General features: G+C 42.5%; 14 protein-coding genes, 1 tRNA gene and 2 pseudogenes (1 of these 17 running past the window's edge). 6 read left to right on the top strand and 11 right to left on the bottom strand.

What is annotated here, in order from left to right; all coding sequences use genetic code 11:
* A pseudogene (locus B3J29_RS10090) lies at window positions 1-513 on the top strand (ribonuclease E/G); it begins 757 nt to the left of the window's first position.
* A gap of 132 nt (window positions 514-645) precedes the next feature.
* Complete coding sequence (locus tag B3J29_RS10085) at window positions 646-819, top strand: PA1571 family protein (protein WP_004783090.1); 174 nt, start codon at window positions 646-648, stop codon at window positions 817-819.
* Between the two features lie 157 nt (window positions 820-976).
* Here B3J29_RS10085 and B3J29_RS10080 read toward each other — a convergent pair.
* Both B3J29_RS10080 and B3J29_RS10075 read right to left on the bottom strand, forming a co-directional pair.
* Window positions 977-2,060, bottom strand: a pseudogene (locus B3J29_RS10080) (wax ester/triacylglycerol synthase family O-acyltransferase).
* A 172-nt stretch (window positions 2,061-2,232) separates the two neighbouring features.
* Window positions 2,233-2,904 carry a phosphoadenylyl-sulfate reductase gene (locus B3J29_RS10075; RefSeq protein ID WP_286965254.1) on the bottom strand — a complete coding sequence of 224 codons (672 nt, stop codon included), beginning with the start codon at window positions 2,902-2,904 and terminating at the stop codon, window positions 2,233-2,235.
* A 209-nt stretch (window positions 2,905-3,113) separates the two neighbouring features.
* On the opposite strand from B3J29_RS10075, the gene thrH reads away from it, so the two are divergent.
* On the top strand, window positions 3,114-3,731 hold the full coding sequence (thrH, locus tag B3J29_RS10070; RefSeq protein ID WP_179993412.1) for a bifunctional phosphoserine phosphatase/homoserine phosphotransferase ThrH: 618 nt from the start codon (window positions 3,114-3,116) through the stop codon (window positions 3,729-3,731).
* Window positions 3,732-3,805: 74 nt separating this feature from the next.
* Here thrH and B3J29_RS10065 read toward each other — a convergent pair whose 3' ends face one another.
* The 4 genes from B3J29_RS10065 to B3J29_RS10050 all read right to left on the bottom strand — a co-directional run bounded on the left by B3J29_RS10065 (window position 3,806) and on the right by B3J29_RS10050 (window position 8,527).
* Window positions 3,806-5,023 (bottom strand): OmpP1/FadL family transporter, encoded by a 1,218-nt coding sequence (locus B3J29_RS10065; protein ID WP_286965253.1) that lies wholly within the window; start codon window positions 5,021-5,023, stop codon window positions 3,806-3,808.
* 320 nt (window positions 5,024-5,343) lie between these two features.
* Window positions 5,344-6,672 (bottom strand): OmpP1/FadL family transporter, encoded by a 1,329-nt coding sequence (locus tag B3J29_RS10060; protein ID WP_286965252.1) that lies wholly within the window; start codon window positions 6,670-6,672, stop codon window positions 5,344-5,346.
* A gap of 337 nt (window positions 6,673-7,009) precedes the next feature.
* Window positions 7,010-7,085, bottom strand: a tRNA-Arg gene (locus tag B3J29_RS10055).
* An 89-nt stretch (window positions 7,086-7,174) separates the two neighbouring features.
* Window positions 7,175-8,527 (bottom strand): amino acid permease, encoded by a 1,353-nt coding sequence (locus tag B3J29_RS10050; protein WP_004783078.1) that lies wholly within the window; start codon window positions 8,525-8,527, stop codon window positions 7,175-7,177.
* A 331-nt stretch (window positions 8,528-8,858) separates the two neighbouring features.
* Between B3J29_RS10050 and prpF the strand changes: the two genes are divergently transcribed.
* Window positions 8,859-10,049 carry a 2-methylaconitate cis-trans isomerase PrpF gene (gene prpF / locus B3J29_RS10045; RefSeq protein WP_286965251.1) on the top strand — a complete coding sequence of 397 codons (1,191 nt, stop codon included), beginning with the start codon at window positions 8,859-8,861 and terminating at the stop codon, window positions 10,047-10,049.
* A 229-nt stretch (window positions 10,050-10,278) separates the two neighbouring features.
* A complete protein-coding gene (locus B3J29_RS10040; RefSeq protein ID WP_286965250.1) occupies window positions 10,279-11,187 on the top strand; it encodes a polyprenyl synthetase family protein in 909 nt (302 codons plus the stop codon).
* Window positions 11,188-11,271: 84 nt separating this feature from the next.
* Here B3J29_RS10040 and putP read toward each other — a convergent pair whose 3' ends face one another.
* The 5 genes from putP to B3J29_RS10015 form a co-directional block, all read right to left on the bottom strand.
* Complete coding sequence (gene putP / locus B3J29_RS10035) at window positions 11,272-12,783, bottom strand: sodium/proline symporter PutP (RefSeq protein WP_286965249.1); 1,512 nt, start codon at window positions 12,781-12,783, stop codon at window positions 11,272-11,274.
* Window positions 12,784-12,996: 213 nt separating this feature from the next.
* The gene (locus B3J29_RS10030) at window positions 12,997-13,848 is read right to left on the bottom strand and encodes an SPFH domain-containing protein (protein WP_005234507.1); all 852 of its coding nucleotides are present in this window, start codon (window positions 13,846-13,848) and stop codon (window positions 12,997-12,999) included.
* Between the two features lie 3 nt (window positions 13,849-13,851).
* Window positions 13,852-14,334, bottom strand: coding sequence for an NfeD family protein (locus tag B3J29_RS10025; RefSeq protein ID WP_004783073.1), 483 nt, complete (start codon window positions 14,332-14,334; stop codon window positions 13,852-13,854).
* Between the two features lie 101 nt (window positions 14,335-14,435).
* Entirely contained in the window at window positions 14,436-15,353 is a 918-nt protein-coding gene (locus tag B3J29_RS10020) for a patatin-like phospholipase family protein (RefSeq protein WP_286965248.1), read from the bottom strand.
* A gap of 64 nt (window positions 15,354-15,417) precedes the next feature.
* The gene (locus B3J29_RS10015; RefSeq protein ID WP_286965247.1) at window positions 15,418-16,047 is read right to left on the bottom strand and encodes a 1-acyl-sn-glycerol-3-phosphate acyltransferase; all 630 of its coding nucleotides are present in this window, start codon (window positions 16,045-16,047) and stop codon (window positions 15,418-15,420) included.
* Between the two features lie 133 nt (window positions 16,048-16,180).
* Here B3J29_RS10015 and B3J29_RS10010 point away from each other — a divergent pair, with 133 nt between their 5' ends.
* Entirely contained in the window at window positions 16,181-17,422 is a 1,242-nt protein-coding gene (locus B3J29_RS10010; protein WP_286965245.1) for an MFS transporter, read from the top strand.
* The last annotated feature ends 93 nt before the right edge of the window (window positions 17,423-17,515 follow it).

The following is a 17,515-nucleotide window of genomic DNA, read 5'->3' as shown; positions in this document are numbered from 1 at the left end:
TTTAAAACCAATATGGAAGCCACACAGGTCATTGCACGTCAGCTGCGTCTGCGTAATCTGGGCGGTATTATCATCATCGACTTCATTGACATGCAGGAAGCCCAGCACCGTGAAGAGGTGATGAACCAGTTTGTGAAAATGCTGGAACGTGATCATGCCAAAACCAAGATCACCCAGGTGTCTGAACTGGGGCTAGTAGAGATGACGCGTAAGCGTACCCGTGAGTCTTTGGAACACTTGTTATGCGAGTCCTGTCCGACCTGTCAGGGACGTGGATATGTGAAAACAGCAGAATCAGTGTGTTACGAAATCTTTCGGGAAATCTTGCGCTATGCTCGCGCTTATGAATCACAAAGTGGCTTTACTGTTGTTGCCCATCCGGCAGTGATTGATCGGCTGTTAACTGCAGAAGCCCCGGCTGTGGCGGATCTGGAACACTTTATTAATCGTGTAATTAAATTCCAGGTCGAAAATTTATACACGCAAGAGCAATACGATATCATCCTCAGCTGAAATTGTAACAGAATATCGTTAAACACTTGTTACATCTGAAATTTTACAACTCTACTGATATTTACAATACTAGAAACATCAAATTAGCCAAAGCCTTTCTCCCAGTTCTAGGCTTAGCAAAAGGAGTCTATGATGAGTATGAGTAAAGTTGTAATCAATAAAAGCTTGAAACACGTATTAGAACCAAAGGCTGTGCATGCAGGATATATTGTGGATGAACGCGGGAATGAAGTTCAGATTACAGCTTCTATGATTCGCTCTGTCTGCCATCAGTTGTTAAAACAATGTCGTACTATTAAAAGTTAATTAAACCAAAATAGATTGCAGTTGTATGAATTTCATTCAAACTGTAAAAAGAATAAAATAAAGGGGCCTAAAATGTCCCTTTATTTTTTACTAAATGATTAGCAAAAGTGCTCACACATTTTTTAGCAGTCCATTGCCAGATTTTATTCATCCGCGGCTAACTGACCGCTTTCAACTTTGGGACGGGTTCACCATCTACAATCCATTCGAAGCGCTGAATTTCTTCTTCAAGATGAGTCAACAGATTCTGCATTTTGGGTAGAGCATTACGGCAAGCGGTAAGACCGACTTCAAGCTTGTCCATATAACTGGTCATGGTGATATTCAGTGCTTGTCCATCCAGTACAATCGAAGCCGGATATAAGGCTTCCAANNGGCACCATCGCAATCAATGGTTTTTTCGGCAAAGCATTTTGTGTGAGTAAATATTCGCGTAAGGCACCTGAACAGATCGCCAGCACGATATCATTAATGGTTACACCTAAAGCTTTGGAAATATGACGCAGACGTGAGAACTCAAAAGATTGGGCTGCGAAACGACGTGAGGCACTAACACGCTGATTTAAAATCGAACTTGGCGCCTGAAAGCTGGATACATAATCCGGATTACGCCCCATATCTTTCAGTACGGTTTGCGATAATTCATAAGCCACTCGTGGTGTACATTCCAGCTGTCCTTTAATCGCCTGTAGAACATTCTTCATGCGGCTGACTTTCGGCGCTTTCAGACGTTTTGCTCGTGGGCCTTCTACACACCAAGGTGGCACAATACTTTTCGCATGTGGATCATGAGAAAGTGATTTTTCTACCAGACGCATGCCTGCAATACCATCTACCATCGCATGGTGAATCTTGAAGTACATGGCAAAACGATTGCCTTCAATGCCTTCAATAATATGACAGGTCCATAGTGGTTTAGCGCGGTCAATTAGTGCACTGTGTTCTTGGGAAATATAAGTCAGCAGCTCGCGGATACGCCCAGGCTTCGGTAAGGCAATATGACGAAAATGATGATCTAAATCAAACTCTTCATCTTCATCCCAAAATAAACCGTTTAAATAGTTATTAAATGGAGGAATCGGTGAGGATTTGGAATTACGAATATCAGTCACCAGATCCTGGATAAAAGAGGCTGGTGCATTGTCAGGAATTTGAAACAAAAATAACCCGCCTACATGCATAGGCTGCTGCCGTTTCTCTAAAGACAAAAAAATAAAGTCAATCGGATGTAATGGACGCATAGCGTAGATTGCCTCACTGCATTTTCTTCAGCTGCTCATGTATAAGCAACCTTGTTAGAATTATTGGTATCACATTACAAAGTATAGCGATTTTGTCGCATAAAGGTACTGATTTTTCTGTACCCGATTGGTTCACAAAAAAACCACCCGACGAACGGATGGTTTTTTAAGACTATTTTTTCAAGTTGCCGGCATGCAAGCCACATTCTTTATGGGTGGCTTCTTCCCACCACCAGCGTCCTTCGCGTTCATGCTGATTTGGCAGCACAGGGCGGGTACAAGGTTCACAACCAATCGAGATGAAACCTTTTTCATGCAATGGATTGTATGGAATTTCCATCATACGGATATAATTCCACACATCTGCACTAGACCAGTTGGCAAGGGGATTATATTTAATCAGCTGTTTGCCTGGACCAGAAAAACCTTCATCAGATTGAACCACTGGAATGTCATTACGTGTTCCCGGGCTTTGGTCTTTACGCTGACCGGTAATCCAGCCATCTAAAGTTGCCAGTTTTTTGCGTAAAGGTTGCACCTTGCGGATTCCGCAACATTCCTGATGGCCGTCACGGTAGAAACTGAACAAACCTTTTTCAGTCATCAGTTGTTGAATCGCCTCTGTTTCCGGGAAGCAGATTTCGATATCAATATTATAGTGCTGGCGAACCTTTTCAATAAATTGATAAGTCTCAGCATGCAGACGCCCTGTATCTAGGCTAAATACCCGGAAAGGTTTACCTAAATNNTGGTCGAGAGCAAGCGCTAAAATTTCACTTGGTGATTTATCCGCATATTCAGATGCGAACGCATCTACCATAGCAATAGTGGGGATTTTGGTCATATGAGTCCTGGCAACATAGGCTTGGAAATGACGTGGCCTATATGAATTTATTTCAGATTTATTCTATTTTAATAGAAATGCCCAAAGCTACTTATCACTAAAAAATAAATACTTATGAAAAAAACAGATTTAAAAAAGAACAGTGCAAAATCTTTTTCTTCAGCTATGATAGGGCAAAATTTTTTCAATACAATTGAGGGGGATGCTTCATGGAAGTCGTATGTCTAGATCTAGAGGGCGTTTTGGTTCCAGAAATCTGGATTAATTTTGCTAAAAAAACAGGTATTAAAGAGCTCGAAGCAACGACACGTGATATTCCTGACTATGATGTGTTGATGACCCAGCGTTTGAATATTTTAAAACAGCATGGTTTAGGTCTAAATGATATCCAAGCCGTGATTGCGGATATGGGACCATTTGAAGGCGCTAAAGAATTTGTAGAATGGGTAAGTACTCATTTTCAGCTGATTATTCTGTCTGATACTTTCTATGAATTTGCTCATCCTTTAATGAAGCAATTAGGCTGGCCAACGATTTTCTGTCATAAGCTGGAAACTGATGAAGAGGGCATGATCACTGCTTATAAACTTCGTCAGCCGGACCAAAAACGTCAAGCCGTAAAAGCATTACATGGCTTGAACTTCCGTGTGATTGCAGCAGGAGATTCTTATAATGATACCACGATGCTAGGTGAAGCAGATCATGGTTTCCTATTTGATGCGCCTGAAAATGTGATTGCTGAATTCCCGCAATTCCCGCCAATTCGTGGTTATGATGCGTTAAAAGAAGCCATTCGTAATGCTTCAGTACGTGATATTCCAGCTTAATATTTAAGTGTATGTAATAAAAGAAAGGGCGCTTATAGCGCCCTTTCTTGTTGAATACTAATTTTTTAACGCAATTAGAAACGGTAGCCGATTTTTAAGCCATAACCCATGGCATGGTTGTCTTCAAAATCACCTACAATAGTGCCACCAGTTTGTGCTTGGGCATCGCCTAACCAGAAATATTTTACGCCAGCCTGAATAAAGTAGTTCTCAGCAGGGCTATATTGGGCACCTAAGCCTACGTTCCAGTAACCTTCAGTTGGACCTAAAGTCGTTACAGGGTTGCCTGCACCTGAGTCATAACCTACAGAAGCTGAACCTGACCATTTATTATTGAATTTGCGACCTACACCGACTGTTGCTGACCATTGATCATCAGAGTAATCGATCAGATTTTGTGCTTTTCCTTTTGCCAAGGCTGAAGCTTGAGCGAGTAAAGATGGTGTCACAGCAAATTGGTCCCAATGAACCCAACGAAGATTTGCAAAAGCAATAGTATTTTGAGCGATACCTGACTGTAGATCAATATTTACCGACTGAGGTGTAACCGCCTCAACAGTGCTTTCTCTTTCACCTAAAGTCGCCAATAATGGTTTTGCTGGACTTAAAGGATGACCTGCATCAGGAAGTTGTTGTCCTAAAAGAGCTAAATCAGACTGTTCAGAAGATTTTGCTTTATGCTTAATTTCTGAACGATAGGTAACAGAAGCTTTTAATGCAATTTCAGGAATTTGATAAGCAAATCCAGCAAGCCATCCAAAGGCTTCTTCTTGTTTAAGCTGAATGTTATAGCCACTTAATAAAGAATAAGCACCCCCCCGTAATTTAATATCAGCCTCAACAGTTTGCCACACTGGACCAGCATAGAAATTCCAGTTTTCTGTAGGTTGATAACCAATGAGGGCAGTTAAATTATGTGTGTCAACATCAACTGATGTACCTTCTACACCATTACCAAAAGAACCAGCAGTTTCAGCGTATGTTGCATCTGCTCCAAAAGGTTGATCATAGATCAAGCCTAAAGAAATTTTGTCTGTTGCTTGAACTTTAATTGCAGCAGAGGGGAAATAGTAATCTTCCCCCATGTCGTTAATTTTTTCACCTTCAAAAGCAGATACTTTAGATGTCCCTTTTACAGTGGGATCTAGAACAGAAATTCCTGCTTCTGCATAGTTGCCAGGTTGTAAAAAAGCCTGAATAGACTGACCTGAACGATCTAAACCAGCAGCGAATACCAGAGAAGTAGGCAGGCTAGAAAGAAGAATAGCGATAGAAATTGGCTTAAGCTTCATGGCTCATCCTTGACAATGTTGTATAAATATTAATGAAAGTTGTGGAAAAGTAACACAAATTTAAAAAGAGTAAATGCTCCACTTGTCCAAGAAATGAACTATGGCGGTTATAAAAAATGATTGCTTAGAGTATTTATACTATATTTTGTTGATTAACTTAATGAAAATAAACAAATAATGATTTTTATTAAAATATATTCAAAAATGAATTTAGGCAAAATTTGAGTGGTGATAAAAGCATCGAATAGTATACAGGTGTATAAAAATATAATTGGGATGATAAAAACCACCCGAAGGTGGTCTTTATTAATTATCAGGAATTAGAAGCGATAGCCCATTTTTAAGCCATAACCTAAAGCATGGTTATCTTCAAATTGTGCTACAGAGCTTCCTGTACCAAACATTGATGCAGGTTGAGCTTTAGCATCACCTAACCAGAAGTACTTCACACCACCAGCGATAAAGTAATTTGGAGCAGGTGAGAATTGCAGACCTAGGCCAACGTTCCAGTAACCTTCAGTTGGACCTAAAGTTGAAACAGGGTTGCCTGCACCTGAATCCCAACCTACAGAGACATTACCTGCCCATTTTTCATTAAATTTACGGCCTACACCTACAGTAGCTGACCATTGATCATCTGTATAACCCACTAAGTCAAAACCATTTGGATTATCTGGGGTTAAGCCTGCAGCACCTAAAGCTTCTGAAACTGTGCCAAACTGTTCAGGACGAATTGAAAAATCTTCCCAGTTTACCCAACGTACATTAGCAAAAGCGACTGTGTCAGCCATGATACCAGTTTGGAAATCAAGGTTTACAGATTGTGGAGTTGTAATTTTGGTAGTAGTATTTTCGTTATATACTGCACCTGGTCCAGGAACTAAACCAGTTAAAATTAAGCTTGTACCATATTCATTCGTTGCTGCTTCGTGATCAATTTCAGAACGATACGTTAAAGATGCTTTTAATGCGATTTCAGGAATTTGGTAAGCTAAACCTGCAATCCAGCCTACTGCAGAATCTTCTTTCATATCTGCATTATATTGGCCTAATGCAATAGTAGAACCGTATGCGGTACCACGTAGTTGAACATTCCCTTTAACGGTCTGGTATACCGCACCACCATATAGATTCCAGTTTTCAGTTGGTTGGAAACCTAATAGGAACGTTAAATTTTCGGTTGTAACTTCTACTTCAGTTGCTTCTTGGCCATCATGGAATAAGCCCTGTCCAGCAAATAATGCAGCTGGAAGCCCCAAGCCTGCTAATGCTGGGTTTGCTCCAGCATCACCAACTGAATAGGCTGCATCAGCACCAAAAGGTTGATCGTATAAAAGACCCACTGATAATTTATCAGCTACTTGAAACTTTAATGCTGCACTTGGGAAGTAATAATCTTCGCCCATGTCTGATAGAGAGGTATTCTCAAGACCAGCTAATGCTGCAGGAATGGCAGCGTTAGGTGTATAACCTGCATTAGCTTTACCAGATACAGATGGATCTAAAACAGAAATACCTGCTTCAAAATAGTTACCAGGTTGTAGGAAGGCTGCAATAGATTGGCCTGAACGATCTAGTGCTGCTGCAAAAGCACCCGTCATTGGTACAGTTGCAAGAATCATTGCAGTAGTTAATGTTTTTAATTTCATTTACGTCTTTCCTTGAGGTACAAATTTATATCTAGCGTTGTTGTTTGCACTTATTAAATTCTTGGAGATTTCGGGTATTTATCCGCAATCATTTGTTACTCCATGTGACAAAAATAGCACAATTAAAATAAGAGTAAATGCTCTAGAAAAAACTAATTAGTCTAAAAAAGCACCAAAATAGAGTTTTTGCACCAAAAAATAGCCTTATTTTGAAATAAGTATTTGAAAGTAAAGTAAATAAAATAATGGAGAAAAAATGATTTTTTGTATAAAAAATATTCTAAAAATATGAAGATTAACGCTAATTTTTTGAAGTATAGATTACATTTTGAAAGGATGGTGCGCCCTGCGGGACTCGAACCCACGTCGGTCGCTTAGGAGGCAACTGCTCTATCCAGTTAAGCTAAGGGCGCAAAAAGAAGGCTATTGTACTGTAAAAATGCAAAAAAAAGTTATTGCCGAAACAATAACTTTAAAAATCATCGATTAAAAGATTTTTTGATTAATTCTTAGGGCGCAGTGCCTTAAACAGAATAAACATGATCACGACCCAGATCGGAAGCATCAGCACTGATTCTTTAAAACCTTGTGTCCACATGATGTAAAGAATGGTCGCAATGAAAGCTAAAACCAGAATATTACTTGCAGGTGACCACAATGCAGGGAAACTGGTCTTTTGTCCTAACTGCTTCATGCTTTGCATAAACTTGAAGTGAGTCAGGCTAATCATGGCCCAGTTCAGTACTAATGCACCTACCACCACATAAATCAGATGACTTAAGGCATCTTCAGGAACAAAGTAGTTTAGGAGTACACAGCCGAAAATCAGCAGGGCAGAGAACAGAACTGCAGGAATTGGCACCCCTTGTTTGTTCACGGTCTTGAAGATTTTAGGGGCATTACCTTGCTGCGCCAGACCATAGAGCATACGGCTATTGGCATACATACCACTGTTATAAACAGAAAGTGCAGCTGTCAGGATGATGAAGTTCAGCAGATGTGCTGCCCAGTCAATCCCCAGCTGGCTGAAGATCATCACAAACGGGCTTTTATCCAGGCCACCCAGTTCCAGTTGGTTCCAAGGCACTAAAGACAACAGGATTGTCAATGCACCTACATAGAACACCAGAATACGGAATACCACCTGATTAATCGCTTTTGGAATGGTTTTTTCTGGATTTTCAGCTTCTGCTGCTGCCATCCCGATCAGTTCAATCCCCCCGAAGGCAAACATCAGGAAGGCCAGCATATAGAATAAGCCTTCAAAGCCATTAGGGAAGAAACCACCCGCAGTCCAGAGGTTACTGAAAGAAGCCCCTGAAGATGCATCAGCGGTTAGGATCAGATAGAGACCAAAGACAATCATGGAAATGACTGCAGTCACTTTCACAATGGACAGCCAGAATTCTGATTCACCGTAAAATTTCACATTGCCGAGATTGACCAGCGTAATTACGATGAAGAAAAACAGGACTGAGGTCCAGGCAGGAATATGCGGCCACCAGTAATTAATATATTTTGCAACGGCGGTAAGTTCGGTCATGGCTACCAGGATATATAGGATCCAGTAGTTCCAACCCGCAAGGAAACCAGGGAATTTGCCCCAGTATTTATAAGCAAAATGGCTGAATGAACCTGCTACAGGTTCATGAACAATCATCTCACCCAATTGACGCATGATTAAGAATGCAATTAAGCCACCAATGGCATAGCCAAGAATAATAGAAGGACCCGCAGATTGGATCACCTGTGCGGAACCTAAGAATAAGCCTGTGCCAATTGCACCGCCCATGGCGATCAACTGAATATGACGGTTCTTTAAGCCACGCTGAAGTTGTGAAGACTCGTTATTCAAAGTGTTCAGCCCGACAATGTAAGAAATAGGTATAAAGATTGTAATGGAACAAAGATAAGAAGCCTAGAGCACCCGTCTGGATGAAATATTATTATCGTATTTATAAAAAAAATTATAAAAATAAATAGAATAAAAGATATGTGAATCAATATATTAATTTTATTGAAAATGTAACTGATGAGTTTGCTGTTTTTTTAACTCGACACAAATGCTGTTTTTTTATACTTAGGTCGGGCAAGGCAACTACTTGGCTTTAAACCAATTATACTCGTCTCACAAATATTCAATAATTTTGATCAGAATAAAGACAAGCCAGAGGAAGAAAGTATTCATGAGTTTCGCTGCCCAAATCAAAATCCTAGCCACTTATATGCGCGGAGGCACCAGTAAAGGGGTGTTCTTTAAACTGGACGATTTACCTGTTGCTGCACAACAGGCAGGCCGGATTCGGGACCAGTTATTATTAAGAGTGATCGGCAGCCCGGATCCATATGGCAAGCAGATTGATGGGATGGGCGGTGCCAGTTCAAGTACCAGCAAAACTGTGATTTTGTCTAAAAGTCAGCAAGAAAATCATGATGTAGATTATCTGTTTGGTCAGGTATCGATTGATCGACCTTTTGTGGACTGGAGTGGTAATTGTGGCAATCTGACTGCAGCAGTTGGGGCATTTGCGATCTCCAATGGTCTAGTCGATCCTGCACGTATTCCTGAAAATGGGCTGTCTACGGTGCGAATCTGGCAAGCGAATATTCAGAAAACCATTATTGCCCATGTACCGATGCAGAATGGTCAGGTTCAGGAACTAGGTGATTTTGAGCTGGATGGCGTAACTTTTCCAGCAGCCGAAGTGCAGATTGAATTTCTGGATCCTGCCGATGATGATGCCGAGGGCGGTTCAATGTTTCCGACTGGAAATTTAACCGATACGCTGGAAGTACCGAATATTGGCAGCTTTGAAGTGACGATGATTAATGCCGGGATCCCGACAGTTTTCTTAAAGGCAGAAGATCTGGGCTATAACGGTACTGAGTTACAGGACCATATCAATAATGATGCAGCCGCCTTGGTGAAGTTTGAAGCTATCCGAGCCTATGCTGCTCAACAGATGGGTCTGATTCAGGACATTAGTGAAGCTGTTACACGTCAGCATACGCCAAAGATTGCCTTTGTGGCTCCGCCAAAGACTTATACGTCCTCTAGTGGTAAGGAAGTCACTGAGGCAGATAGCGATATTCTGGTCCGTGCCTTATCGATGGGTAAATTGCATCATGCCATGATGGGGACAGCGGCTGTAGCGATTGGGACAGCGGCAGCAATTCCGGGAACCTTAGTCAATCGTGTTGCAGGTGGCGGAGAGCGTGAATCAGTTCGATTTGGTCATCCTTCCGGTACCTTAAGAGTGGGTGCGCAAGCAGTGCAGGAAAATGGGGAATGGAAAGTGAAAAAAGCCATTATGAGTCGTAGTGCTCGTGTGCTAATGGAAGGTTGGGTGCGTGTTCCTGCAGATGTTCTTTCTTAAAATTATTTCTTGAGAAAATTAGCCTAAGTAAAACCATCAGTTCTCTGGTGGTTTTTTTATTAAAAAAGATATTTCTGATTTGATTATTTTCAGTCTCTATACAGAATTATGAAACAACATTTGGATTTAAGACTGAAAATTCAAAGCAATTCTAGGTACAATACCTGATAACAGACAGGTACTTATAAACTTGTTATTTTATTATTCTGGCTACGTATTCGAGGCGAATGTGTCATCTATCACTGACGTATCAACCCATGCACTAACTCAAGCACAACAACGGATTCAACACGATTTAATGACTGCTTTGGAAGCCTTTTCCATTCCGGAACCGTTAAAGTCGGCAGTACATCATGCCGTAATGCTAGGAGGAAAGCGGGTACGTCCAGCACTCTGTTATGCCACTGCCGCGTTAAAACCAAATCAGAATAGTGCTGCGGTACGCCGTGCCGCAGTTGCGATCGAGTTTATTCATTGCTATTCACTGGCACATGATGATCTGCCATGTATGGATAATGACTTGTTACGTCGTGGTCAGCCCACCTGTCATGCTGCTTTTGGTGAAGATACGGCTCTTCTGGCGGGTGATATTTTGCAATCCATGGCGTTTGAAATTCTGGGTAGTCGTCTGTTTGACCAGGGGCCTGCAGTAGAGCCAGCGATTGTCTTGAAGCAGATACAGATTCTGGCGACTGCTTCCTCGAAAATGGTCAATGGTCAGGTACTGGATTTACAGGCCGAAGGCAAAAAAATTGATCAGGAAGCACTGGAAACCATTCACCGAAATAAAACCGGAGCCTTGATCAGTGCAGCGATTATGATGGCAGCGGTGACGATCTTTGAAGGGACTGATCTGGCCATTCCAAAACTGCGTGAATTCGGGCAAGCGATTGGTCTAGCTTTCCAGGTACAGGACGATATTTTGGATATTATTTCTGATACAGAAGTGCTGGGTAAAACGGCGGGCAAGGATGAACAAGTGGAGAAGTCAACTTATCCTGCATTGATGGGTTTACAGCAAGCCCAAGACTATGCACAGCAGTTACATGATCAGGCGATGACTGCACTGAATCATTTTGAAGGGCAAGTCGATGACCTGATGCAGATTACCCAGTTCCTGCTGACACGTAAAAGCTGATTTTAATAAACTAATCTTCCTGAAATCAGCTGAAAACGAGCATAAAAAAGAGGACTTAAAGTCCTCTTTTTGTTTTATATTAAATTATTTACTTTCGTTATACAGACGTTCTGCCTGTTCAAAGCGTGTCGTAATTTCAGCTGTTGGCGCTTTGCCTAAGAGACTTACAACTACAATCGCAATCCATGAACAGATAAAGCCTGGAATAATTTCATAGATGCCGGCTGGAATAAAGCCAAGACCGGTTGTACCAATGGTGTTTTTCCACAGAATCACCATACATGCACCAACGATCATGCCTACCAAAGCGCCATTCAAGGTCATACGTTTCCAGAACAGAGACAGAATAATCAATGGACCAAAAGCAGCCCCAAAACCTGCCCAGGCATACGCCACCAGACCCAGTACTTTAGATTCAGGATTACCAGCCATCCAGATCGCCAGTAAAGCAATGAGAAGCACCATCAAACGACCGACCCAAACCAGCTCTTTTTGTGAGGCATTTTTACGAAGGAATGATTTATAAAAGTCTTCAGTCAGGGTACTTGAACAAACCAGTAATTGACAGCTAAGCGTACTCATCACCGCGGCCAAAATTGCCGCCAGAACCACACCGGCAATCCATGGATTGAACAGGATTTTAGTCAGTTCCATAAACACGGTTTCAGGATTGGCATTCACCACAGCAGCGAGTTCCGGATGTTGCTGGAAATAGGCAATACCAAAGAAACCTGCGGCCACTGCACCACCCAAACAAAGTGTCATCCAGGTCATCCCGATACGGCGTGCATTCGGAATCGACTTCACTGAATCGGCTGCCATGAAACGCACTAAAATATGCGGCTGACCAAAATAACCCAAACCCCATGCCATTAGGGACAGGATTGCGATGGTACTCAGATCACCGACCAAGTTCATGGCCTGTGGACGTGCGGCTTCCAAAGCGAGCGTAACTTGGGACATATCTGAAAAAGTCAGAATGGTTACGATTGGCGTAAGGAGCAGCGCGAAGATCATTAGGGTTGCCTGAATGGTATCCGTCCAGCTGACTGCCAGGAAACCACCAATAAACACATAACTGATCGTTGCAATCGCACTGATCCAGAGTGCCGTACTATAAGACATGTCGAACATGCTTTCGAACAGACGCGCACCTGCCACCATGCCTGAAGCACAATAAATTGCAAAGAAAATCAGAATGACAAATGCAGAAACCACACGCAGCACTTTTTTCTGATCATTAAAGCGGTTCGAGAAATAGTCCGGTAGGGTTAGAGCATTGTGCTGGACTTCGGTATGTACCCGTAAACGGCCCGCAACCAGCAGCCAGTTTAGCCAGGCACCGATAATCAGACCAATCGCAATCCACATTTCAGACAGACCTGAAAGATAAATTGCGCCCGGCAAGCCCATCAGCAGCCAGCCACTCATGTCGGAAGCCCCTGCAGAAAGTGCAGTTACGAAACTACCTAAACGTCGGCCCCCTAAGATGTAATCAGAAAAGTTGTTTGTCGCACGGTATGCCATCAGGCCAATCACGACCATGCCGACAATATAAAAAAGAAAGGTAATTAAGGTTGGATTTAGGGAGCTCATACGGTATCCATTTTTAAGTTGGACAGTAGATCGAAACAAGGATTATGACAGATGCGAAAGACTTTAATCCGAAAGCCAAGCACCATCGAATCCAGAGGATTTCAAAAATAAACGCGAAATTTAACCATAAATTCACAATCTTTGCTGAGATTTTCTTATTTTGAAAGAAAATAGGCAACCAATTGGCTGCCTATTGTGAAGTATCTCTGAAATTTAGTGACGTCCCATCACACCGCGGATGGTATTCAGCACATCGGCAGGCAAGACCACAGTCTTGGCATTTGGAGACTTGGCCATATCCTGCATGGCTTTGACATATTGTTCACCCAACAGATAAGCCACAGGAATTTCCTTATCGCCAATTGCCTGACTCACCATATCAATCGCACGCTGTGAAGATTCTGCCAGTACGACTTGTGCTTCTGCATCACGACGTGACGCTTCCAGACGACCATCAGCTTCCAGAATAGCGGCCTGTTTTTCACCATCCGCTTTAGTCACGGTTGCACGACGTTGACGCTCTGCCGCTGCCTGTTCTTCCATCGCCGTCTGCATGGTTACAGAAGGTTTAATATCCTGGATTTCAACCGTTTTTAAGGTGATCCCCCAGTCTGAAATATCATCAGAAATACTAGACTTTAAACGTGCCTTAATATGATCGCGTGAAGATAAGGCGTCATCCAGATCCATTTCACCCACGATTGAACGTAGCGAAGTTTGTACCAGGTTCTGAATTGCCCAGGAGTAATTCTCAATCCCGTATACCGCTTTTTCAGGAGTTGTCAGGTTGATATAAGCCACCGCATTCATCAGCAAGACAGCGTTATCACGGGTAATTACTTCCTGCGAAGGAATATCCAGAACGATATCTTTGGTGGTGACTTTATAAGCCACTTCATCTACATAAGGAATAACAAAATTCAGGCCAGGATTAAGTGTGGTGTGGTATTTACCCAGACGTTGTACGATCCATTTATAGCCTTGTGGAACAATTCGTACACCCTTAAAAATGGTAATCGCAACAAAGGCCAAGAACGCAATAACAATGATAGTGCCAGCAGACATAATTTATTCACCTTTTTCGTTTTGATATTGAGTGCTGTGGGGCTGTACAACCAGGTCATTTCCCAAGATATCGACAACACGGACACGATCTCCAACCTGAACTTTATCCAGAGCACGGCAATCCCATTCATCCGAGCCTAAAACTGGCAGCGGAAAACGGACCCGGATCTGATCCTGTTCAAGATCGGTCTGAATCACCATGCCAATTTGGCCAATAGTGGCCTCACGCGACAAGCCGGCTTTGGTCTTGTCGATAGAAAGCGGCTTGATGAATTTGAACCAGAGCAAAGTACAAAGAACAGACAGGATGATCCAGGTCAGGATCTGGGTGGTCAGTCCCATCATCGGGAACATCCAGTACAGAATGCCGACCATAATGGCACCAATCCCGAACCAGAGGGCAGCAAAAGCGGGCAGGAGTAATTCTGACAGAATAAGAAGTATTCCCAATACAAACCAGTGCCAAGGTTCAAGAACTAATTCCATATCGTGACCTATATTGCTAAGTATTTAATTAATCATCATCTTTATATGATTTACTTCCAATGTAGCAGATGCTGCAGCAGATGAATATAAAAAATTTCTGATTAAAATTTTGCCGGTCGTACAGGCTTGAATGCAGCCGGAGACTGCCTAAAATCACTGATGGCTTTTTCAATTGAGCGGATTTTCAGTTGCGCAGCTTTTTCACCTTCAAGGATGGTTTCATTGCTGGCTTTTAAATCCAATGTGCCGATATGACCTACTTTAGGCTGGATCACGATATTGGCCTGGCTGAGTTCTTCATTGATGCTTTGCTGACCCATGATATTAATCGTCTGGTCCAGTACGCCCCACATGTTGAGCGCTTTATTGCTGTCCGGACGTGCAGAAATATCTACGGCAATAACAATATCAGCTCCCATATCCTTAGCAGTTTTTACCGGAATTGGGCTAACCAGACCGCCATCGACATATTTTGTACCGCCAATTACAGCGGGTACAAAGACATTTGGAATACTGCAAGAGGCACGCACGGCTTGTCCGGCATTGCCTTTGATAAAATCAGCTTTACGGCCATTGTCCAGGCGGGTTGCCACTGCCGCGAAGCGAATCGGGAACTGTTCAATCGGTTTATTCGCCACATTTTTATTGACGAAATCCTGCAGTTTTTGTCCGGCAATAATCCCTTGGCGGTTCAGGGTTAAATCACGAATATCGGATTCTTTAAAGTTCAAGGCGATTTGCTGCAACTGATAAGGAGATTTGCCGCTGGCATATAGACTGCCCACGAAGCTTCCGGCACTAGTTCCAGTAACAATCTTCGGTTTGATGCCATGCGATTCGAGGACTTTGAGTACCCCGATATGGGCAAAGCCTTTGGCGCCGCCACCACCGAGCGCAATAGCCACCACAGGTTCACGAGCCTGGAGAGGAGTAGGTGTAGTCGGTGTTTTAGTAGCTTTATCACATGCTGCAAGGCTTAAACCTAGGCAGCCAATCAGAGCATAACGAGCTAATTTCATTATAAAAAACTGGCGATTAAATCAACAAAATTCAGGCTATCACATCAAAAAAAGCCAGTTTTGCCTAGTCTTTTTTCAAAAGGTTTTGTAACGGCTTGGCGACCCAATCCGGATTTTTGGCCGAAAATTTACCTTCATAATGCTTATAGATCTGTTCCAGATCATATTCATAATCACCTGTCAGGTGATATACACCAAGGATATGAATGGTCTTGATGTCATAGTCAAAGGAAAACATCACAATCGGCAAATGGGCTGCCTTGGCAATATGATAAAAACCACTGCGGATTTTTTCTGGCGCCTTGCGAGAACCTTCCGGTGCCATACCTACCCAGATTCGGTCTGTCTTATTAATCACATCAACAATTTGTCGGGTGTGACCTTGCGGTGTATCGCGTACTACAGGAACCACACCGATCCATTCCAGAATGGGTTTAAGCGGAGTACGAAACAGGCTGTCTTTACCAAAAATCGTAATCTGAATACCCAGACCAAGTAGGGCATTAAAACCTAGCCAGGCATCGATATTCGAGGTATGCGGGGAAATAATCGCTACTGCTTTAGGCAGGTTAGGGAACTCGCCTTTGAGCTGCCAGCCCTGAGCCAAAAATAGCTGTTTAAACAGGGTTTGGCTCAGTTTACCTCCGCGGGAGGGAACCAATGGAGGAAGTTTGGGGAAACGTGTTGTACTCATCGATGTCTCATCCTGAAACGTATTTTTCTTTATTTTTGATCATATTAGACTGTTGTAAAATCCGGATCATTGGCAAAATGTATAGCGATGATGGATGCTTTTAGCATTTTTACCTTAAGGACCTGCGCTGAATATGCGGAATACTTATATTTTATTGTTTTCCCTATATTGGGCACAGGGGCTTCCGGTCGGGTTTATGACCCATGCCTTGCCGGTCATTCTGCGAGCTGAAGGCGTATCTCTGGCACATATTGGTGGCTTTGGCCTGCTCATGCTGCCATGGTCGATTAAAATCTTCTGGGCACCTTTAGTTGATCGCCATGGATCAAAAGCTAGAGGTCATTATCGAAGCTGGATTATTCCTTTGCAATGGCTTTCTGTCGCTGTACTGATTGGGCTGTCCTTCTTGCCGATCCAAGCCTTAAACCAGCCGCTGTACCTGCTGATCTTTTTTATCACGTTGTTAGTGATGAATGGGATCGGTGCTACTCAGGATATTGCCACGGATGGACTGGCAGTCAATATTTTAAAAAATGAACAGCAACACTGGGGTAATACCTTTCAGGTGATTGGTTCCCGCTTGGGCTTTATTGTTGGAGGCGGGGCAATCCTGTGGTTACTCGACTTTTTGCATTGGCAGATGACCTTTTTACTGCTGGCAGTTCTGGTCTTTCTGAATACTTTACCGGTGTTATGGTTTAAAGAATCAGATCATCAAAAGATGATTTCTTCATCATCCGAGAAATTACCTGCTCGGACTAGAATCAAAGCTTATTTTCAATATTTTTTAGCTGATTCTACCTTGGCGAAATGGCTGCTGGTTTTACTAACCTTTAAAGTGGCGGATGGTCTGTCTGGGCCATTATTAAAACCTTTGATGGTCGATTTGGGACTGAGTTTTAGCCAGATTGGTATTTATGTCACCATGCTCGGCGCTTTTGCAGCGTTGATTGGCGCAGGGCTAGCTGGCTGGTGTTTGAAATACTGGTCTCGTAGCTGGAGCTTAATGATTTTCTCTATTCTGAAAATACTTAGTCTAATCGCCTATGCTTGGCTGGCTGCACAATATGAAGCCCAAAACAAAGTAGCAAACTGGATCATTTATCTTATCAATGCTGCTGAAGATATGGTATCGGCCATGCTCTTAGTGGTTATGCTGACCTTGGTGATGCAATACAGTCGCAAGCATCTGGCAGGGACTGATTTCACCTTTCAGGTCGCCTTGATGGCTACTATAAGCGGGGGACTTTATAGCCTGAGCGGGCTACTAGGGGACGCTTTAGGTTACCAAAACTATCTAAATTTGATCGTAATTATTGCGATTTTTTGCCTGATTCCTATTTTCCGATGGATGAAAGCAGTAAGAAATATATAAAATTCTTTATGAATAAATAGGTTAATTGACTCTCCACCTAAAGTATTAAAAAGAATATGTAAATATTTTTTTAATAATTTTGTAATATAGGCG

This window comes from Acinetobacter sp. UBA5984, from assembly GCF_002429925.1.
GTDB classification, from domain to species: Bacteria; Pseudomonadota; Gammaproteobacteria; order Pseudomonadales; family Moraxellaceae; genus Acinetobacter; species Acinetobacter variabilis.
This window is presented reverse-complemented; position numbering and strand designations above follow the sequence as displayed.